The organism is Trinickia mobilis, from assembly GCF_017315705.1.
Lineage (GTDB): Bacteria > Pseudomonadota > Gammaproteobacteria > Burkholderiales > Burkholderiaceae > Trinickia_A > Trinickia_A mobilis.
In genome coordinates this window covers 75147-92086 of sequence record NZ_JAFLRF010000005.1, presented here as the reverse complement: position 1 = coordinate 92086, position 16940 = coordinate 75147, and the positions used below count along the sequence as shown (strand labels likewise).

Annotated in this window: 13 protein-coding genes; 3 read left to right on the top strand and 10 right to left on the bottom strand. The window is 63.9% G+C overall.

The features are described from left to right. Nucleotides 1-114: 114 nt before the first annotated feature. The 6 genes from J3489_RS08885 to J3489_RS08860 form a co-directional block, all read right to left on the bottom strand. Nucleotides 115-4365: an ATP-binding protein gene (locus tag J3489_RS08885; protein WP_242539897.1), complete on the bottom strand. Its 4251-nt coding sequence runs from the start codon at nucleotides 4363-4365 to the stop codon at nucleotides 115-117. Nucleotides 4366-4570: 205 nt separating this feature from the next. Further along, nucleotides 4571-5317, bottom strand: a complete 747-nt coding sequence (aqpZ, locus tag J3489_RS08880; RefSeq protein WP_206997352.1) for an aquaporin Z — start codon at nucleotides 5315-5317, stop codon at nucleotides 4571-4573. A gap of 187 nt (nucleotides 5318-5504) precedes the next feature. Next, on the bottom strand, nucleotides 5505-6149 hold the full coding sequence (locus tag J3489_RS08875; protein WP_206997351.1) for a response regulator: 645 nt from the start codon (nucleotides 6147-6149) through the stop codon (nucleotides 5505-5507). Between the two features lie 143 nt (nucleotides 6150-6292). Next, a complete protein-coding gene (locus J3489_RS08870) occupies nucleotides 6293-6973 on the bottom strand; it encodes a response regulator (protein ID WP_206997350.1) in 681 nt (226 codons plus the stop codon). A 162-nt stretch (nucleotides 6974-7135) separates the two neighbouring features. Next, nucleotides 7136-7774, bottom strand: a complete 639-nt coding sequence (locus J3489_RS08865; protein WP_309491352.1) for a response regulator — start codon at nucleotides 7772-7774, stop codon at nucleotides 7136-7138. 204 nt (nucleotides 7775-7978) lie between these two features. After that, the gene (locus J3489_RS08860) at nucleotides 7979-8557 is read right to left on the bottom strand and encodes a transglycosylase SLT domain-containing protein (RefSeq protein ID WP_206997349.1); all 579 of its coding nucleotides are present in this window, start codon (nucleotides 8555-8557) and stop codon (nucleotides 7979-7981) included. Nucleotides 8558-8796: 239 nt separating this feature from the next. Here J3489_RS08860 and J3489_RS08855 point away from each other — a divergent pair, with 239 nt between their 5' ends. Next, complete coding sequence (locus J3489_RS08855) at nucleotides 8797-8937, top strand: entericidin A/B family lipoprotein (RefSeq protein ID WP_206997348.1); 141 nt, start codon at nucleotides 8797-8799, stop codon at nucleotides 8935-8937. A 146-nt stretch (nucleotides 8938-9083) separates the two neighbouring features. On the opposite strand, the gene J3489_RS08850 is transcribed toward J3489_RS08855, so the two are convergent. After that, complete coding sequence (locus J3489_RS08850; RefSeq protein WP_206997347.1) at nucleotides 9084-9605, bottom strand: single-stranded DNA-binding protein; 522 nt, start codon at nucleotides 9603-9605, stop codon at nucleotides 9084-9086. Nucleotides 9606-9742: 137 nt separating this feature from the next. Further along, complete coding sequence (locus J3489_RS08845) at nucleotides 9743-10900, bottom strand: MFS transporter (RefSeq protein ID WP_206997346.1); 1158 nt, start codon at nucleotides 10898-10900, stop codon at nucleotides 9743-9745. 156 nt (nucleotides 10901-11056) lie between these two features. Here J3489_RS08845 and uvrA point away from each other — a divergent pair, with 156 nt between their 5' ends. Together uvrA and J3489_RS08835 are read left to right on the top strand one after the other, a co-directional pair. Continuing rightward, on the top strand, nucleotides 11057-13918 hold the full coding sequence (gene uvrA, locus J3489_RS08840) for an excinuclease ABC subunit UvrA (RefSeq protein WP_206997345.1): 2862 nt from the start codon (nucleotides 11057-11059) through the stop codon (nucleotides 13916-13918). A gap of 54 nt (nucleotides 13919-13972) precedes the next feature. Beyond that, the gene (locus J3489_RS08835) at nucleotides 13973-15061 is read left to right on the top strand and encodes an AI-2E family transporter (protein ID WP_206997344.1); all 1089 of its coding nucleotides are present in this window, start codon (nucleotides 13973-13975) and stop codon (nucleotides 15059-15061) included. A gap of 77 nt (nucleotides 15062-15138) precedes the next feature. Here J3489_RS08835 and purU read toward each other — a convergent pair whose 3' ends face one another. Together purU and J3489_RS08825 are read right to left on the bottom strand one after the other, a co-directional pair. Then, a complete protein-coding gene (gene purU / locus J3489_RS08830) occupies nucleotides 15139-16008 on the bottom strand; it encodes a formyltetrahydrofolate deformylase (RefSeq protein WP_206997343.1) in 870 nt (289 codons plus the stop codon). A 64-nt stretch (nucleotides 16009-16072) separates the two neighbouring features. Next, a complete protein-coding gene (locus tag J3489_RS08825) occupies nucleotides 16073-16918 on the bottom strand; it encodes an NUDIX hydrolase (RefSeq protein WP_206997342.1) in 846 nt (281 codons plus the stop codon). Between the last annotated feature and the right edge of the window lie 22 nt (nucleotides 16919-16940).

Here is a 16940-nt window from a genome sequence, read left to right as displayed (position 1 = left end):
TGAAAACGCCCAGCTAAGTCGATTTGTTTTTTTATGCCTTGCACGTTGAAGTCTAGCAGAGGCCGCCGCTGTCAGAGCCCGGGGTTTCCGCGCACGGCGGGGCCCGGCGGACGGCTACGAAAGGCGCGATGCCTGCTCCTCGATGCATTCGAGCATCGCCGTACAGGTCTCGATGAGCAAGCGGCCTGCCGCACACAGTTCGTCGTGCGGTTTCGTCGTCATATCGTTGCGATAGGCCTCGAACACGTCGAGCAGAGGCTGATAGCGCAACACGCTCGCAGCGCCGGCCACGCGATGGTGCCAATGCCGCAGCTTCATCTTGTCCCCGCTCTCGAAAAGCGGCGGCAGCTTGCGCAAATCGTCGCGCAGCGAAGCGACGAACGAATCGAGCAGCGCCTTGACTGTCGATTCGCTGCCCCACAACTGCCGCATGTAGGCGAGATCGTCGGGGCCGAACGCGCCGGCTCCGCCGCGACGCCAAGCCGGCGCCGGGCGGGCTTGCGCGACCGCGCCGCTGCGTTCTCCATCCGCGCCGAACCAGCGATCGAGGTGATCGCGCAGCGTAGCGAGCCGCGTCGGCTTCACGAGACAGTCGTCCATGCCGGCGTCGCGGCACAACCGCAATTCCTCCGGCGCCGTGCTCGCTGTAATGCCCAGAATCGGCAGGCGGGCCGCATTGCCGAGCCGGCTCTCCCGCTCGCGCACCTGCTGCGCCAGCTCGTAGCCGGATACGTTCGGCATGTGGCAGTCGGTGATCAGGAAGCCATACGGGTGACGCTCGAGCGCCGAGAGCGCCGCGGCGCCGTCGTCCACCACGTCGCACGCAAAACCGAGCAGTTCCAACTGCTGGCGGATCAACTCCTGATTCACCGGATGATCTTCCGCCACGAGCACCAGGCGGCCGCTCGCAATTGCGCTGTCGCGATCGGGCGGCGCGCGGCGCTCGTCGAAAGCGCCGCCCTTCGCCGCCGGCTGGGCAGCGTCGGACAGCGCCGCCACGCAAGCGGCGCCCAGCCCGTGCCAGGAGATCGGATTGACGCTCACGCGGATGTCGTTTTCGAGCACGCGGTAGCCGGTCGCCTTGTTCTTTTCCGTCACGTGGATGACTCGGGGCTTGCTGCGTCCGAGCCTTTGCACGTCGAAATCGTCGCGCACGAAGATCAGGTCGACGTCGGCCATCTTGGCCGGGTCGTCCAGTTCCGCACTGCCGGGCGAAATACGGCGCAGATCCATGCCGAGCGCCTGGCCGAAATGCACGAGCGCCCGGGCGATGCGGAAATCGTCGATGGCGACGATCCCCCGCTTGCCGCGCAGACGCCCTGTCGCATAGTTTTGCTGAGCGACCGGCATCACGAGGCGCGCCATCATCTTGGTGCCCGCACCGGGCGTGCTGTGCAGCGCGAGCGTGCCGCCCATCAGATCGATGAGCTTGCGGCAGATCGTGAGGCCAAGGCCCGTGCCGCCGAAGCGCCGGGTCGTCGACGACTCTGCCTGCACGAACGGCTCGAACAGGCGCGCCTGGACGTCCGGGGCGATCTCGATGCCGGTATCCTCGACCGACATGTCGATGCTCTGCCCCGCCTCGGTCTGCGTGACGACGGCCACGTGCACCGACACCTCGCCCGTCAGCGTGAACTTGATCGCGTTGCTGAGCAGGTTGAAGAGAATCTGCCGCAGCCGCACACTGTCGCCGCGCAGCGTCGCCGCGACTTCAGGCTCGACGTCGACGCGCATGCGCAGGCCCTTTTCGTGCGCGCGCCCCGCCAAGAGGCCAACCGCGCCGTCGACCAGCTCGCGCATGTCGATCGGTTCGGCCTCGATCGTGAGCGCGCCGGCCTCGATCTTCGAGTAGTCGAGCAGGTCGTCGAGAATCTGCAGCAGGGCGCCCGCCGAATCGTGAATCATGCCGAGCATCTGCTGCTGGTCGACGTTGAGCGGCGTCGTCTCCAGCACCTCGACGAGACCCAGCACGCCGTTCATCGGCGTGCGGATCTCGTGGCTCATCATCGCGAGGAAATCGTCCTTGGCCTTCGATGCCGCTTCGGCCATGTCGCGCGCGCGCGCGAGTTCGTCAGTGCGCGCGCGCTCGACGCTCGCATCGGCCCAATAACCGCTCCACACGACGCTGCCGTTCGCCTCCCGGCGAGGCACGAGCTCGGCCCTCACCCAGCGCGAGGCCCCGCTGCCGCGGCGGCGGAATTCAGCGAGGATCGGCTCGCCCGTCACCGCGGACAGTTCGAGCTCGGCCTGGATGCGCGCGCGATCTTCGTCGCAGATGAGCGTGAACGCGCCGTCCTCGAACGGCGCGGTGTCTTCGCCGCCCAGCAAATGCACCGTGTCCCCTCCGATATAGGGCAGCGAGTACACGCCGTTCACGTCGCGCCGCAACTGGAACACGACGGCGGGCAGCGAGCGGGTGACGTCGAACAGGCGCCGCTCGGTTTCGCGGGCGCGGCGCTCGGCGCGGCGAATTTCCGTGATGTCGACCATCGTGCAGATGACGCCCGGTCCAGCTCCGTCGAGGCCCGCACATGCGCCGACCCAGAACAGGCCGTGCCGCAAATCGCCCGCGCGGTTCGTGAAGTCGAGCTCGATGCTGCGCAGCGCGCCCATGCGCAGCGTCTCGGCCGTGAGGCGGTCGAGCGTTTCGCTGTGCTGCATGCCCCATGCGCGCGCCTCGGCGCCGGTGCGGCCGACCACGTCCTTGCGATCCACTCCGAGCGTGAGCTCGAATGCCCGGTTGACCGCGATGTAGCGGTTCTTGTCATCCTTCGCGATCAGCGGATACGGCACCATCTCCATCATCGTCTGCTGGAAATTCAGTTGCGACTCGAGCTGACGCTCGGTGTGCTCGCGCCGCCGCACCTCGCGCTGCAGCAGTGCATACGCGCGCAGCGTCACGAACAGCGCAACGCCGATCCCGATCAAGAGCGGCAACAGCCGCAGCGACGTCACCTTCGCCCCATGATCGTGCGTGGCATCGCCCTGCCATTTCTGGCGAATGCGCAGCTTCTCGGCCTGCGGCATCGCGCGCAGCGCGCGCTCGATGAGCCCGGCCAGCGGTTCGAGGTCCGGACTGAGCGCAAACGCGATCTGGTCGGTCCCGTCGACGGTGCCCACGATCTTCAACGTTTCCGCGTACTGATCCTGAATCGCGGCGTCGATCGTCGCGACGTTGTCGACGAATGCGTCGGCTTCGCCGTCCGCCACCTTGCGCAGCGCGGCCTCTACGGTGGGCGCCACGATCACCGACACGTCCGGCGCCGCCCGCAAGTACCGCATCGGATCAGCCAGATGCCCGGTCACGACGATGCGGCGATTGGTGAAATCAGCGAGGCTTTGCGCCGGCGGCTCGTTGCGGCGAGCGGCGACCACGATCGGATAGCTTTCGTATGCGTCGGTGAATTGGGCGCCGGGCAGGCGCGGATCGCCGGCCGTCGCGGTCGCGAGCAGCGCGACGTTGCCGCGCTCGAACGATACGAGCGTCGAAGCCCAGTCGGCGTCCGGCGAGCGGCGAAACGACAGGCCGAGCGTGCGGCTCAGATAGTCGAGGTAGTCGGAAGCGATGCCGCTCGGACGGCCCGCCTCATCGATATAGCTGAACGGCGCCCAGGACGCGTCGAAGCCGATCGTGACGGCCGGCAGCGCGCGCAGATAGGCTTGCTCACGCGCGTCGAGTTCCAAGCCCTTGCCCGGCTCCCCGTTCCGCGCGTCGATTGTCGCGCCGATCCAGCGCGCGCGGATCGCGCCCTCATCGACCGGACGCAGGCGCGCCAGCTCGGCATCGATCTGGTTGCGCAGCGCCGCCCGACTGCGCGGCATCGCGAAACGCAGTTCGTCCATCCGGTTCGCTTCTTCGAACGCGATGTGCAAATTGCCGAAATTGCCGGCTGTCAGCGCGTGTCGAACGGCCGGCGCAAAGCCGAAGTAGGCGTCGGCGGTACCGTCCGCGATGGCGCGCAGCGCGGCAGCGGTGTCCGGCTGCACCTCGATCTGCGCACGCGGGTAGCGGTCGATCAATTGCCGCTCCAGCGAAAACCCCTTTTCCACCGCGATTCGTGCGTAGCCCAAGCGGGTCGACTCCGATAAGGCGTTCTCGTTCGTTCGGGTCACGACGGCCGTCGCTGCGTGGAAGTACGGCGCCGAAAACGTGAGGCAGCGCTCGCGCTCGGGCGTGCGCGCAACGCTCGGCACGATGTCGACCTGCCCCTCGCACGCAGCCGTCAGCAACGCAGCCATGTCCGGGAAGGCTTTCACGTCGAGCGAGACGTTATCGGGCAGGGTCAGGCGGAGGTAGTCGATGCTGAGCCCTGCGGGCTTGCCGTCCACCCACTCGTCAAACGGCGCCCAGCCGCCGGCGAGCATGCCGACCGTCAGCTTCGACGGCCTCCGAGACGAGACTGCGGCCGAACTGACCGGCGCAGACGCTCCCGGCCGAACCGCACCGACAGCGGCAAAGGCAAAATGTGCTCCAAGAAGAAGAGCCAGCGCGAACGCGCATGGCAGACAGCATTTCCAGCCCGCACTGAATCGCCATTTGAACAGCGCCGCGATACTCATGTGGCCACGCTTACCGGCCCGCCGTGCGCTGCCGCTGATCGAGCGCGCCGGCCGTGCGCGGCCTGCTCTTAAGGAGCGGGAACAACAAGCCGGCCAGGATGGCGGCGGCCATCGGCGCCGCCCAGAAGAGCCAGAGTTGATCGAGTGCCCAGCCGCCCACCAGCAGCGCCGGTCCGGTCGAGCGCGCCGGATTGGCCGAGCCGTTCGTGACGGGCAGCGAAACCAGGCAGGTCAATGCGATGCAAGAACCGACAGCCGGGGGCCCGATGATGCGGGACATCCGCAGGCTCGATACGAGCAGATTGACCGTAACGAGCGCGAACGACATCGCAAACTCGAGTGCGGCTGCAGCATGCAAGCGGTAGTCGAACGGCGAGTGGTCGCCGTACCCGTTCGCGCCGAACTCCGCCCCAGCGAGATCGAAGCCCGGCCGGCCGCCGGCGACGTAGGCCAGAAGCCACGCGCCAAACGTCGCGCCGACGACTTGCGCCGCAAGATACGGCACGAGTTCGCGAATCGAAAACCGCTGCGCGACCGCAAAACCGACCGTCACCGCTGGGTTCATGTGTGCGCCGGATACCGGCCAAATGGCGTAAGCCATCGTCGTGAAACTGAGCCCGAAGGCAAGCGACACGCCGAGGAGACCCAAACCTTGAGCGCAGAAATTGGCGGAAAGCACCATGCTGCCGCAACCGATGAACACCACCCACGCCGTTCCCGCGGCTTCGGCCAACAGCCGTCTTCTTAGATTCGACATTTCACCTCCATCGCCCGTCGCGCCGTGGGGGCGGCCCAACGTCGATCTCGGCTTACCCGATCTCTGCGCCGTCTTGATTGCGGAATTCCGCCTCCGGTGGGCGTGCACCGATTCGTGCGCCGTCGGCTAGTGTCGAGCGAAGGCGACAAAAATCCAATCAGACGATTCCTAAAATATGCGGGCCGGACTAGGTGAGCCCGATCTGACGGGCGTATTCGATCAGTTGTGCTTCCGTATCGAGACCGAGTTTGCGCATCGTGCTGCGCTTTTGCGTGCTGATCGTTTTTCCGCTGCGTCCGAGGTGCTTGGCAATCTGATGAATTGCCATGCCTTTTGCATAGAGTTGGAAGACCTCCCATTCCCGGCGGGTCAATACCCCGGCCCGGAAAGCCGGAAATCCGTCCGTAGTGCCGATCGTGTCGAGGACGTGTTCGGATAGGTACGGCTGCCCCGTGCCGATCGATTCGACCGCCAGGATCAGCGATTCGGCGGCGTCGCGTTTGTCGATGATTGCGGACACCCCCATTTGCAGCAAGCCAGTCAGCATCTGGCTGTGATTGATCATCGTGAGGACGATGACGTACGGTCGCAGCCTCCGACGCAGGACCGTGCGCAGCAGCGAGATGGCGTTGCTTTCGCCGTTCAGGCCCGGCATGCCGACGTCGCTGACGATGATGTCGCACGGATAGGCATCCAGACACTCGGCAAGCGATTGCGCGTCGGAGGCTTGTCCGACAACGGAGAATTTGGGTACGGCCGAGAAGAGACTGGTAATTCCAAGACAAACGCTCGGATGGTCATCTGCAACGATGATTCGGATCGTGTTCTTCATCTTGTCTTTTGCTTTTGTTTGTTGCCCCGCCCTTGCGTGTCCCCCGCGGGTGTTCCTGCGCTTTATTTATTTCGACTGCTCTCAATCAGCCATCTTCGACTGTGAAGCGCCGACTCGGGTACGGCCCGGCCTCGCCTGCGGAATTACGAGGAACGCTCCCCTGCGACGAGGCCATGCTCGAGCGCAAAACGATAGAGATCGACATCGCTCTGCAAAGCAAGTTTTTTCATGGCCGCGCACTTCTGCGCACTAATCGTCTTCACGCTGCGGCCAGTTTGCCTTGCGATTTCCGTGATACCGAGCCCTGACGCGTAGTGGGTGAGGACTTGGAGTTCTCGTTTCGACAACAGCTGGCGGACGCACTCGAGCCTTTGCGCGAGCCTCGCATCGGCAAGCAACGTTCGGATAGTAGGGCCGAGATAGAACTCTCGCGCGAGCGCGGTGACAACCGCGACATGCATCAGGTCGATACGGTCGCGCTTGCTGAGGATCGCGTCGGCGCCGAGCGCAATCGCTTCCCGTAGAACGTCGACGTCCGTCGACATGGTGAGTATGACCAACGCCAGATTGGGATAGCGCACCTTGAAAAGCCGAATGATTTCGAGGCCGTCGCCTTGTGCACCGCCGGGCATGAACAAGTCGGTCACGACGACATCGCATTCGAGCTGGCTGAGCTTGTTGAAGAGCTCCGCTGAGTCGATCGCGCGACCGACAATTTGCATATCGGGCAGTGACGCGACGAGATTTTCAATCGCCAGCAGCACCAATGGGTGATCATCCGCAATGATCGTTTTAATCGGCACTACGGTGTCGATTTCTGTCATCTATTTTGCCTCCGCAATTGTCCCCATATCGGTGAACTTACACAGGAAATGGGTAATCACGAGAGCATCGAATATTTTTTAGCATTCCGACATAGGAATGCTCTGAAAAGACAGATTAATTAGTAGGGGATTCCTTACCGCCTACAGATCGCTTGATATTGCTCAAATCAACCCGTGTGCATGAGCGAACGCAAAGAGCCCAGGATCGTTGTGGATACCAAGCTTTGTCATCGCATCGCGTTTCTGGCGGCTCACGGTGCGAACGTCCCGGTCGAGCTTGCAAGCAATTTCGGCGATCGAATGGCCGCCCGCGAACAAACGCACGACTTCCGTTTCGCGTGGCGAGAGACGGGCCGACTTGAACGCGTCCGCGCCCGGATTGGAAAGCGCACCGGCTATCGTGTCTCCGACATGCGCGTCTCCTTGGGCCGCCAGGCGCACGGCAACGGCCACGTCCTCCAGCGACTCCATTTTGTTGACGACGCTGATCGCCTGATCCCTCACGATGGCCCGCAGGATCGTGCCGTTCGTCAGGCTCGTGAGCACGACGACACCGAGCTGCGGCCACTCGCGGCGAATGCGCCGCACAAGTTGCAAACCGTCTTCGTGCGTGCCGTCGGGGTCGGGCATGGCGAGATCCGTGACGAGCACGTGGCACGGCGTGGCATGCAGCGTGACGAGCAATTCGCTCGGTGTGCTTGCCGTGCCGACCACCCTGATGTCCGCGTCTCTTTCGAGAGCCGCTTTAATGCCAAGCAGTACAAATGGATGATCGTCGGCCAGGATGACTCGAATATTCACGGTGGGTCTCTCTGGGGTGATCGGCGCGTTCGCGCTATGAGTTACGCATGTTGCAGGCACGCTATTGCGTGCGCGCCACAACTCATCGATAAGACCACAGCCGAGCGCCACCGAAAATAGGACGCTTCTGAATCAGCGCGGAAAGCTGCGCCAGCGCGTTGATAGGGGCAACGATATGTGCCCGTTACGAGGCACTCGTGCCGGCTAGGGTGAACCGGCGGGATCGCTTGCGGCGGTGTCGAATTGGAAGTCCTTTACGCGCAGGCTGACTTTTTGCGCGTAGGCCTTCGATCCGCCGTAGCTTTTCAGCGCTGCGGCGACATCGCCCTGTGCCGACTGGAGGTAGCCGTGCAAAATCGCGGATCCCGCTTCGATATTGTCTTCAGGGGCAGTCAGGTCGAGATTCTTCACAAGCCGCTTGTGGGCCGCCGGCACCACCTGCATGAGGCCGGTCGCGCCGTGCAAGCCTTTGGCTTTTTCCTTGAAGCGCGATTCGATCGAAATGATCGCGAGCACCAGCGCGGGCGGCAACGAATATTTCGACGCCGACGACATCACCGCCGCCGAGATCTGCTCCGCCTTGGCGCGCGCGAGACCAAACTTCTGCGTGAGCAGATTCGTTATCGCGTGGGTTTGCGGAGCCGCCGAGTCGCTCGCGGCGTCGGGCGAACTCGCCATGGCCGACACGTCGCTCGCCAACGCATCTGCCTGCGCCCGATCGTGCGCAACCGCGCACTGCATCAGGCCCAGCGAAACGACCAGCGCGCACAGGAGTCGGCTCATGGCGGGAACGAGGAAAATGGGTGCCGCATTATAACGGCTTCCAGCCGGAGAACCTCCCGGCAGCGGGACGGCGTGCCGCGCGACAGCGCCGACGCCTCATTGCCGTTCGCGTTCGGCCGGGCGCGCAATTTGCGGCTCGACTTCTGCGGGAGGGCAAACGGTCCCCTATCGGGAGCGGCGGCCCGACTTTAGCGGCGGCTTACCCGTGTGTAAAAAATCGCCGTTCAGGAGGAAAAATCGTGAACAGATTGATCGTTTTGGTGCTGCTGAGCTGCACCGGATGGCTGGCCGCCTGCAACACCGTGGCCGGCGCCGGCGAGGACATTTCGAAGGGCGGGCACGCCATCACCAACAGCGCGGATAAAGCCCAATCGCAATAGTTCGGGAGGCTTGGGAGCCGCAACGGCAGCGTAAAGAAGCGAGAAACCGCCGGCGAGCGCGGGGAAGACGCTCCGGGTGAAAAAAAGCCCGCAATCGCGGGCTTTTCCCTGGCGACGGATAACGTCCGTCAGGCGCACATCTGCTTTTAGAACGGAATATCGTCGTCCATCTCGTCGAACCCGCCGCCGGCCGGCGCGCTCGGACGGCTCGCACCGCCGCCGCCACCCCCGCTGCGCGCCGCACCGCCGCCAGCGACACGGCCGCCGCCGCGCTCGGAAGGTTCGCCGCGGCTATAGCCGCCTTCGTCACCACCGCCACCGCCGCCCGAGCCGCCGCGGCCGCCGAGCATTTGCATTTGGTCGGCGACGATTTCCGTTGAGAAGCGATCCTGGCCGTCCTGGCCTTGGTACTTGCGAGTCCGCAAGCGGCCTTCGATATATACCGACGAGCCCTTCTTCAAATATTCGTTCACGATCTCGGCCAGGCGGCCGAAGAACGCGACGCGGTGCCACTCGGTCATTTCCTTGAGCTCACCGGACGCTTTGTCCTTGTAGCGGTCGGTAGTCGCAAGGCGGATGTTCGCGACGGCGTCCCCGCTCGGCAAATAACGCACTTCAGGATCGGCGCCGAGATTGCCGACGAGAATGACCTTGTTGACGGATGCCATGTATTTCTCCAGTTGATTCCGTATCGTGCGGCGCAGCGATGCGCGCTTCGTTGCTTTCGCAGCTCCGTCGTCCGGCGCGTGCGCACCGGATAAAGCCTGAACGAGAGCGCGCTCTGCGCCGCCAGTCTATTGCGCCGTCACGCCTTGCGCGGCGGCGCTTTCATGTTTGCGGCGATTATAAGCCACGCAAACACGAGGCCCGAGCAGGCGTAGAACACGGCGCTTTGGCCGTCCACCTTCAACAGCCAGCCGCCGACCACGCCGCCGAGCGCGAGGCCGATCGACTGCGTCGTGTTGTAGACGCCGGCCGCCGCGCCCTTGCGCTGGCCCGGTGCGAGCTTCGACACGAGCGAAGGCTGCGACGCCTCGAGAATATTGAACCCGAGGAAGTACACGAAGAGGATCGCCGCGACACTCAAAATGGTATGCGGCGCGGCGCCGAGCAGCAATTGGCCGATCAGGATAAGCGCGATCGCACCGAGCAGCACCGGCTTCATCTTGCCGCGCTTTTCGGCCGCGATGATGGCCGGCACCATCATGACGAATGCAAGCCCCATCACGGGCAGATAAACCTTCCAATGCGAAGCGACCGGCAAGCCGCCCGCTTCGAGAATGCGCGGGACGACAAGAAAGAGCGCGGTCTGCGTGGCATGCAGCACCAGCACGCCGAAATTCAGGCGCAGCAGCTCGACGTTGTGCAGCACCTCCGCAAACGGCGCACGCACGTGAACGGGCTTCGGCGCGTCGGGAACGACCCACAGCACGACGCCGATCGCCAACAGCGAGAACACGCCGACGAGCGCAAACAAGCCGTTCATCCCCACCCACTGAAACACGATCGGCGCGCCGACGATCGCCACCGCGAACGACACGCCGATGCTGCCGCCGACCATCGCCATCGCCTTCGTGCGGTGCTCCTCGGCGGTGAGATCGGCGATGAACGCGATGACCGCGGACGACACCGCCCCCATCCCCTGAATCACGCGCCCGACGATGATCCACGTCATGTCGTGCCCGAGCGCGGCGACGAAGCTGCCGATCGCGAAGATCAAAAGCCCCGTCGCGATCACCGGCTTGCGGCCGATTTTGTCCGAAGCCCAGCCGTAGAAGATGTAGAGCATCGATTGCGTGACGCCGTAGGCGCCGAGCGCAATACCGACCAGCAAGACGTTGTCGCCGCCTGGGATCGTTTTCGCGTAGATCGAAAACACCGGCATGATCATGAAGAGGCCGAGCATGCGCAGCGCGAAGATGGCGGCCAGCGACACGGTCGCGCGCATTTCGGGCGCGCTCATGCGCGAAGGTGTGACGGAAGGATTGGACATCGGCGGCGAAGGAGGACCAGGAAATCGGCGCCTGTTCGCGCCTGCCGCGCGGTGTAAGGTCGCCGTAACGGCGGTCTGGAAAAGTCGTTATAGTAGCAGGTTTGGCCCCCTTCCCCGCCAGGCTAAATGGAACAGATTCGCATCCGTGGGGCGCGCACCCACAACCTGAAAAACGTCAATCTCGACCTGCCGCGTCACAAGCTCATTGTGATCACCGGCCTGTCGGGATCGGGCAAATCGTCGCTCGCGTTCGATACGCTCTACGCGGAGGGGCAGCGCCGTTACGTCGAGAGTTTGTCTGCCTACGCCCGGCAATTTTTGCAATTGATGGAGAAGCCCGACGTCGATTTGATCGAGGGGCTCTCGCCCGCGATTTCGATCGAGCAGAAGGCGACGTCGCACAATCCGCGCTCGACGGTCGGCACCGTCACCGAGATTCACGACTATCTTCGTCTCTTGTACGCGCGCGTCGGCACGCCCTACTGCCCCGACCACGAGATTCCGCTCGAAGCGCAAAGCGTCTCGCAGATGGTGGACGCCGCGCTCGCGCTGCCCGAAGAAACCAAGCTGATGATCCTCGCGCCGGTCGTGGCGAACCGCAAGGGCGAGCACACCGAGCTGTTCGAGGACATGCAGGCGCAAGGTTTCGTGCGCTTTCGCGTCCGCTCGGGCGGCGGCACGGCCAACGAGGGCGTCGCGAAGATCCATGAAGTCGAGACGCTGCCGAAGCTCAAGAAGAACGACAAGCACACGATCGATGTCGTCGTCGACCGCCTGAAAGTGCGCGCCGACATGAAGCAGCGCCTCGCCGAATCGTTCGAAACGGCGCTGCGCCTCGCCGACGGCCGCGCGATCGCGCTCGAGATGGATACGGAAAAGGAGCACCTGTTCAGCTCGAAGTTCGCGTGCCCGATCTGCTCGTACTCGCTGCAGGAACTCGAGCCGCGCCTCTTCTCGTTCAACAATCCGATGGGCGCGTGCCCGGATTGCGACGGGCTCGGCCAGATCACGTTCTTCGATCCAAAGCGGGTGGTCGCGCATCCGTCGCTGTCGCTCGCGGCGGGCGCCGTGAAGGGCTGGGACCGGCGCAACCAGTTCTACTTCCAGATGCTGCAAAGCCTCGCGGCGTTCTACGAATTCGATATCGACATCGCGTTCGAAGACCTTCCGGAGAAGGTCAGAAAGCTGCTGCTATACGGCTCGGGCAAAGAGACGATCCCGTTCTCGTATATCAACGAGCGCGGACGCACGTCGATCCGCGAGCACGTGTTCGAGGGGATCATTCCGAACCTCGAGCGCCGCTACCGCGAGACCGATTCGGTCGCGGTCCGCGAAGAGCTCGCGAAGTATCAGAACAACCAGGCGTGTCCGTCGTGCGAAGGCACGCGCTTGCGCCGCGAAGCGCGCTTCGTGCGCCTCGGCGCGAACGGCGACGCACGCGCGATCTTCGAAGTGAGCGGCTGGCCGCTGCGCGACGCGCTCGGCTATTTCCAGACGCTGCGCCTCGACGGCGCGAAGCGCGATATCGCGGACAAAGTCGTCAAGGAAATCGTCGCGCGGCTGATGTTCCTCAACAACGTCGGCCTCGACTATCTGTCGCTCGAACGCAGCGCGGAAACGCTCTCGGGCGGCGAAGCGCAGCGCATCCGGCTCGCGTCGCAGATCGGCTCGGGCCTGACCGGCGTGATGTACGTGCTCGACGAACCGTCGATCGGCCTGCACCAGCGCGACAACGACCGCCTCATCGCGACGCTCAAGCACCTGCGCGACCTCGGCAATTCCGTGATCGTGGTCGAGCACGACGAGGACATGATCCGGATGGCCGACTACGTCGTCGACATGGGGCCGGGCGCAGGCGAGCACGGCGGGATGATCATCGCCGAAGGCACGCCCACGGAAGTCGAGGCCGACGCGGCGTCGATGACGGGCCAGTATCTCGCCGGCACGCGCCGCATCGAGTACCCGGACGAGCGCAAGGACCCTGACGAGCGTCGCCTGCGCATCGTCGAGGCTTACGGCAACAATTTGAAGCGCGTCACGCTCGATCTGCCGGTCGGCCTCTTGACGTGCGTGACCGGCGTGTCCGGCTCGGGCAAGTCGACGCTGATCAACGACACGCTGTATCAAGCCGTCGCGCACCACCTGTACGGCTCGGCGACCGAGCCCGCGCCCTACGAGGCCATCGAAGGCCTCGAGCATTTCGACAAGGTCATCAACGTCGATCAATCGCCGATCGGCCGCACGCCGCGCTCGAATCCGGCCACCTATACGGGCGTCTTCACGCCGATCCGCGAGCTGTTCGCGGGCGTGCCGGCCGCCAAGGAGCGCGGCTACGACCCGGGCCGCTTCTCGTTCAACGTGAAGGGCGGCCGCTGCGAATCGTGCCAGGGGGACGGCGTGCTGAAAGTCGAGATGCACTTCCTGCCGGACGTCTACGTCCCGTGCGACGTCTGCCACGGCAAGCGCTACAACCGCGAGACGCTCGACGTCCAGTACAAAGGCAAGAACATCAGCGAAGTGCTCGACATGACGGTCGAGCACGCGTACGAGTTCTTCAAGGCCGTGCCCGTGGTCGCCCGCAAGCTCAGGACGCTGCTCGACGTCGGCCTCGGCTATATCCGGCTCGGCCAGTCCGCGACGACGCTGTCGGGCGGCGAGGCCCAGCGCGTGAAGCTCTCGCTGGAGCTGAGCAAGCGCGACACCGGTCGTACCCTATATATTCTCGACGAGCCCACCACGGGCCTCCACTTCCACGACATCGCGCTTTTGCTCGAAGTGATTCACCGGCTGCGCGACCAGGGCAATACGGTCGTCATCATCGAGCATAATCTCGACGTGATCAAAACCGCCGACTGGCTGATCGACCTCGGTCCGGAAGGCGGCGCGGGCGGCGGCCAGATCATTGCGCAAGGCACGCCGGAGCAGGTGTCCAAATCGAAAGCGAGCTTTACCGGCAAGTATCTGGCGGCGCTGCTCGAGCGCCGCTGATCGAACGGTCGAATACACCAATAGTTGGGATCAGGTCGGAGACGGGAATGAGTCATGGCTAAGCGCAACGAGGCATCGTCGGAAGACACGCAGGTACGGGACCTGCAACCTCGTCCCGTGCGGCTGACGAGCGACATGAGCCTGCCGAAGCTGTCCGCGGTGGAGGTCGGCAGCTACGCGCTGATGCTCATCGGCATGGTGGTCGTGCTGGAGTTGAAACTGCTGGTCGCATTGCTGGCGGGGATGCTCGTCTATCAGCTCGTTCATACGATTGCGCCGGCGATCGAGCGGCACACGTCGAGCCACGGCGCCCGCTGGCTCGCCGTCGTACTGCTGTCGATCGTGGTCGTCGGAGGGCTCGCCGGACTGACGATCGGCATCTTCGAGCACTTCGAGAATACGGTGCCCAACATCCAGAATCTGCTCGACCAGGTGATGCAGATGGTCGATCAGGCGCGCGTGCGCACGCCGCAGTGGATCGCCTCGGCGCTGCCCGTCGACGTCGCGCAGATGAAGGAAAAGGCCACCATGCTGATGCACTCGCACATGGGGCAGCTTTCGCAAAGCGGCAAGACCGTGGCGCGCGGCTTCGCGCACGTGCTGTTCGGCATGATCATCGGCGCGATGATCGCGATCACCGTGCAGCGCCACGCGCAGCGCCTGCCGCTTTCGACGGCCTTTGCCGCGCGCGTCGCGCGTTTTTCCGACGCGTTCCGGCGCATCGTGTTCGCGCAGGTCAAGATCTCGGCGATCAATGTAGTGTTCACCGCGCTCTATCTGCTCGTCGCGCTGCCGGCCTTTCACGAGCAGTTGCCGCTGTCGAAAACGCTCGTGCTCGTCACGTTCATCGCCGGCTTGCTGCCCGTGATCGGCAACCTGATCTCGAACACGCTGATCGTGGCGGTGTCGCTGTCGGTGAGCTTTCCGACGGCGATCGCGTCGCTCGTGTTTCTCGTCGTCATCCACAAGCTCGAGTACTTTCTCAACGCGCGCATCATCGGCGGCCAGATCGAGGCGCGCGCATGGGAGCTGCTGTTGGCGATGCTCGTGATGGAGGCCGCGTTCGGCTTGCAGGGGGTCATCGCGGCGCCGATTTTTTATGCTTATATCAAGCGCGAATTGATTTATTTGCGGCTGATTTAAGCGATCGATTCCGCTGGTCGAAATTGAAAAGCCCGCATCGCGGGCTTTTCATCGGCACATCGTTAAAGCGAAATCGCTCAACGAAACACCACCGTCTTCGTCCCATTCAGCACGATGCGGTGCTCCACATGCCACTTCACGGCGCGCGCCAACGTCACGCACTCGACATCGCGCCCGATCGCCGTCAACTGATCCGGCGTCATGCTGTGATCGACCCGCTCGACTTCCTGCTCGATAATCGGACCTTCGTCGAGATCGATCGTCACGTAGTGAGCGGTCGCGCCGATCAGCTTCACGCCGCGGTCGAACGCCTGGTAGTACGGCTTCGCGCCCTTGAAGCTCGGCAGGAACGAATGATGGATGTTGATCGCTCGGCCCGCGAGCTGTTCGCACAACTGCGGCGACAGGATCTGCATGTAGCGCGCAAGCACGACGAGATCGGTCTGATGCTGCTCGATCACTTCGAGCACGCGAGCTTCCTGCGCCGCCTTCGCGCTAGCCGTCGATTCGGTCAGCGGGAAATGATGAAACGGAATGTTGTAGCTCGCGGCGAGCTGGTAGAAATCCTGGTGGTTCGAAATGATCGCGCTGATCTCGATCGGCAGTTGACCGGTACGGTAGCGGAACAGCAAATCGTTCAGGCAGTGGCCGATCTTCGACACCATGATCACGACCCGCGGCTTCACCGACGCGTCATGCAACTCCCAGCGCATCGTGAACCGTTCGGCGAGCGCCGAAAACGAATCGCGCAGCGCGTCGAGACCCGGGTCGCCGCCGACTTGCTGAAAGTGCACGCGCATGAAGAACTCGCCGGTGCGGCTGTCGCCGAACTGCGCGGAATCGAGGATGTTGCTGCCGCGCTCGAACAGGAAACCCGAGACCGCGTGGACGATGCCTGGCCGGTCGGGGCACGACAGTTTCAAAATAAAGCTGTGTTCGGTCGACATGACCTTCGAACTCCCTTCCTAGACGCTATAAGCAGCAATTCGGTGATTTGCGTGGGCCGCGCGATCAAGCCGGCGGCACGAACAAGGCATCGATGCCTGCGCACGCTTCTTCGTCGATCCATTGATGACGCAACAGGCAATCGAGCGTCGCGAGACTCGCATCGACGGTCATCGCGCCGTCGTCGATCCAGCGCGCGACTTCGTCGATGCGTGCGAGCCGATGCTCGCCGACTTCGCCGTCCTGGTTGTGCGGCACGAAATCCTCGGGCAGCGGCAGATCGTAGACGAAGATCCGCTCGGCTTGCGTGCCTTCGGGAATCGACTGCAGCACGTGAGCGGTGCGGCCCGCCGCGGCGTTCGCGGCGATTTCTTCGGGGATGCCCGCCTCTTCCCAGCATTCCTTGACGATCGTCTCGGCGATGCCGAAGCCCCAGCCGATGCCCCCGGCGACGACGTTATCGAGCATGCCGGGATCGGTCGCCTTCGTGTCGCTGCGGCGCGCGATCCACAGATGCGGCGCACGGTCCGCGTATTTTACGATGCCGTTCAGGTGCACCGCGTACGTCATCGTGCCGAAGAAACGGGACGCGGCGCGCTCGATGAACGCGAGCGGCGCAGCGTCGAACGCATTGCGGATCGCGTAGGTTTCGTCGCGCCAGCCGGGAATGCGGCCGTCGGCGTCGAGCGCGCCGATCACCGCGCCGAGTGCCGCCGAACGCGCATCGACGCCGCCGTCGAAACGTGCGCTAAGCGCGATTCGCGCGTCATCGATTTCGAAGACGTCGGGCCAGCGCGTGAGAAGCGGAACGTCGGTTTCGCGAATCCAGCCGACGCGCTGTCCATCGATCCAGAACGGACGATGCGCGCGCGCATCGAAGCGGCGCGCGGCGGCAATGCAAGGCAAAGTCATGAAGGAAGGCTCCCGCTCGATG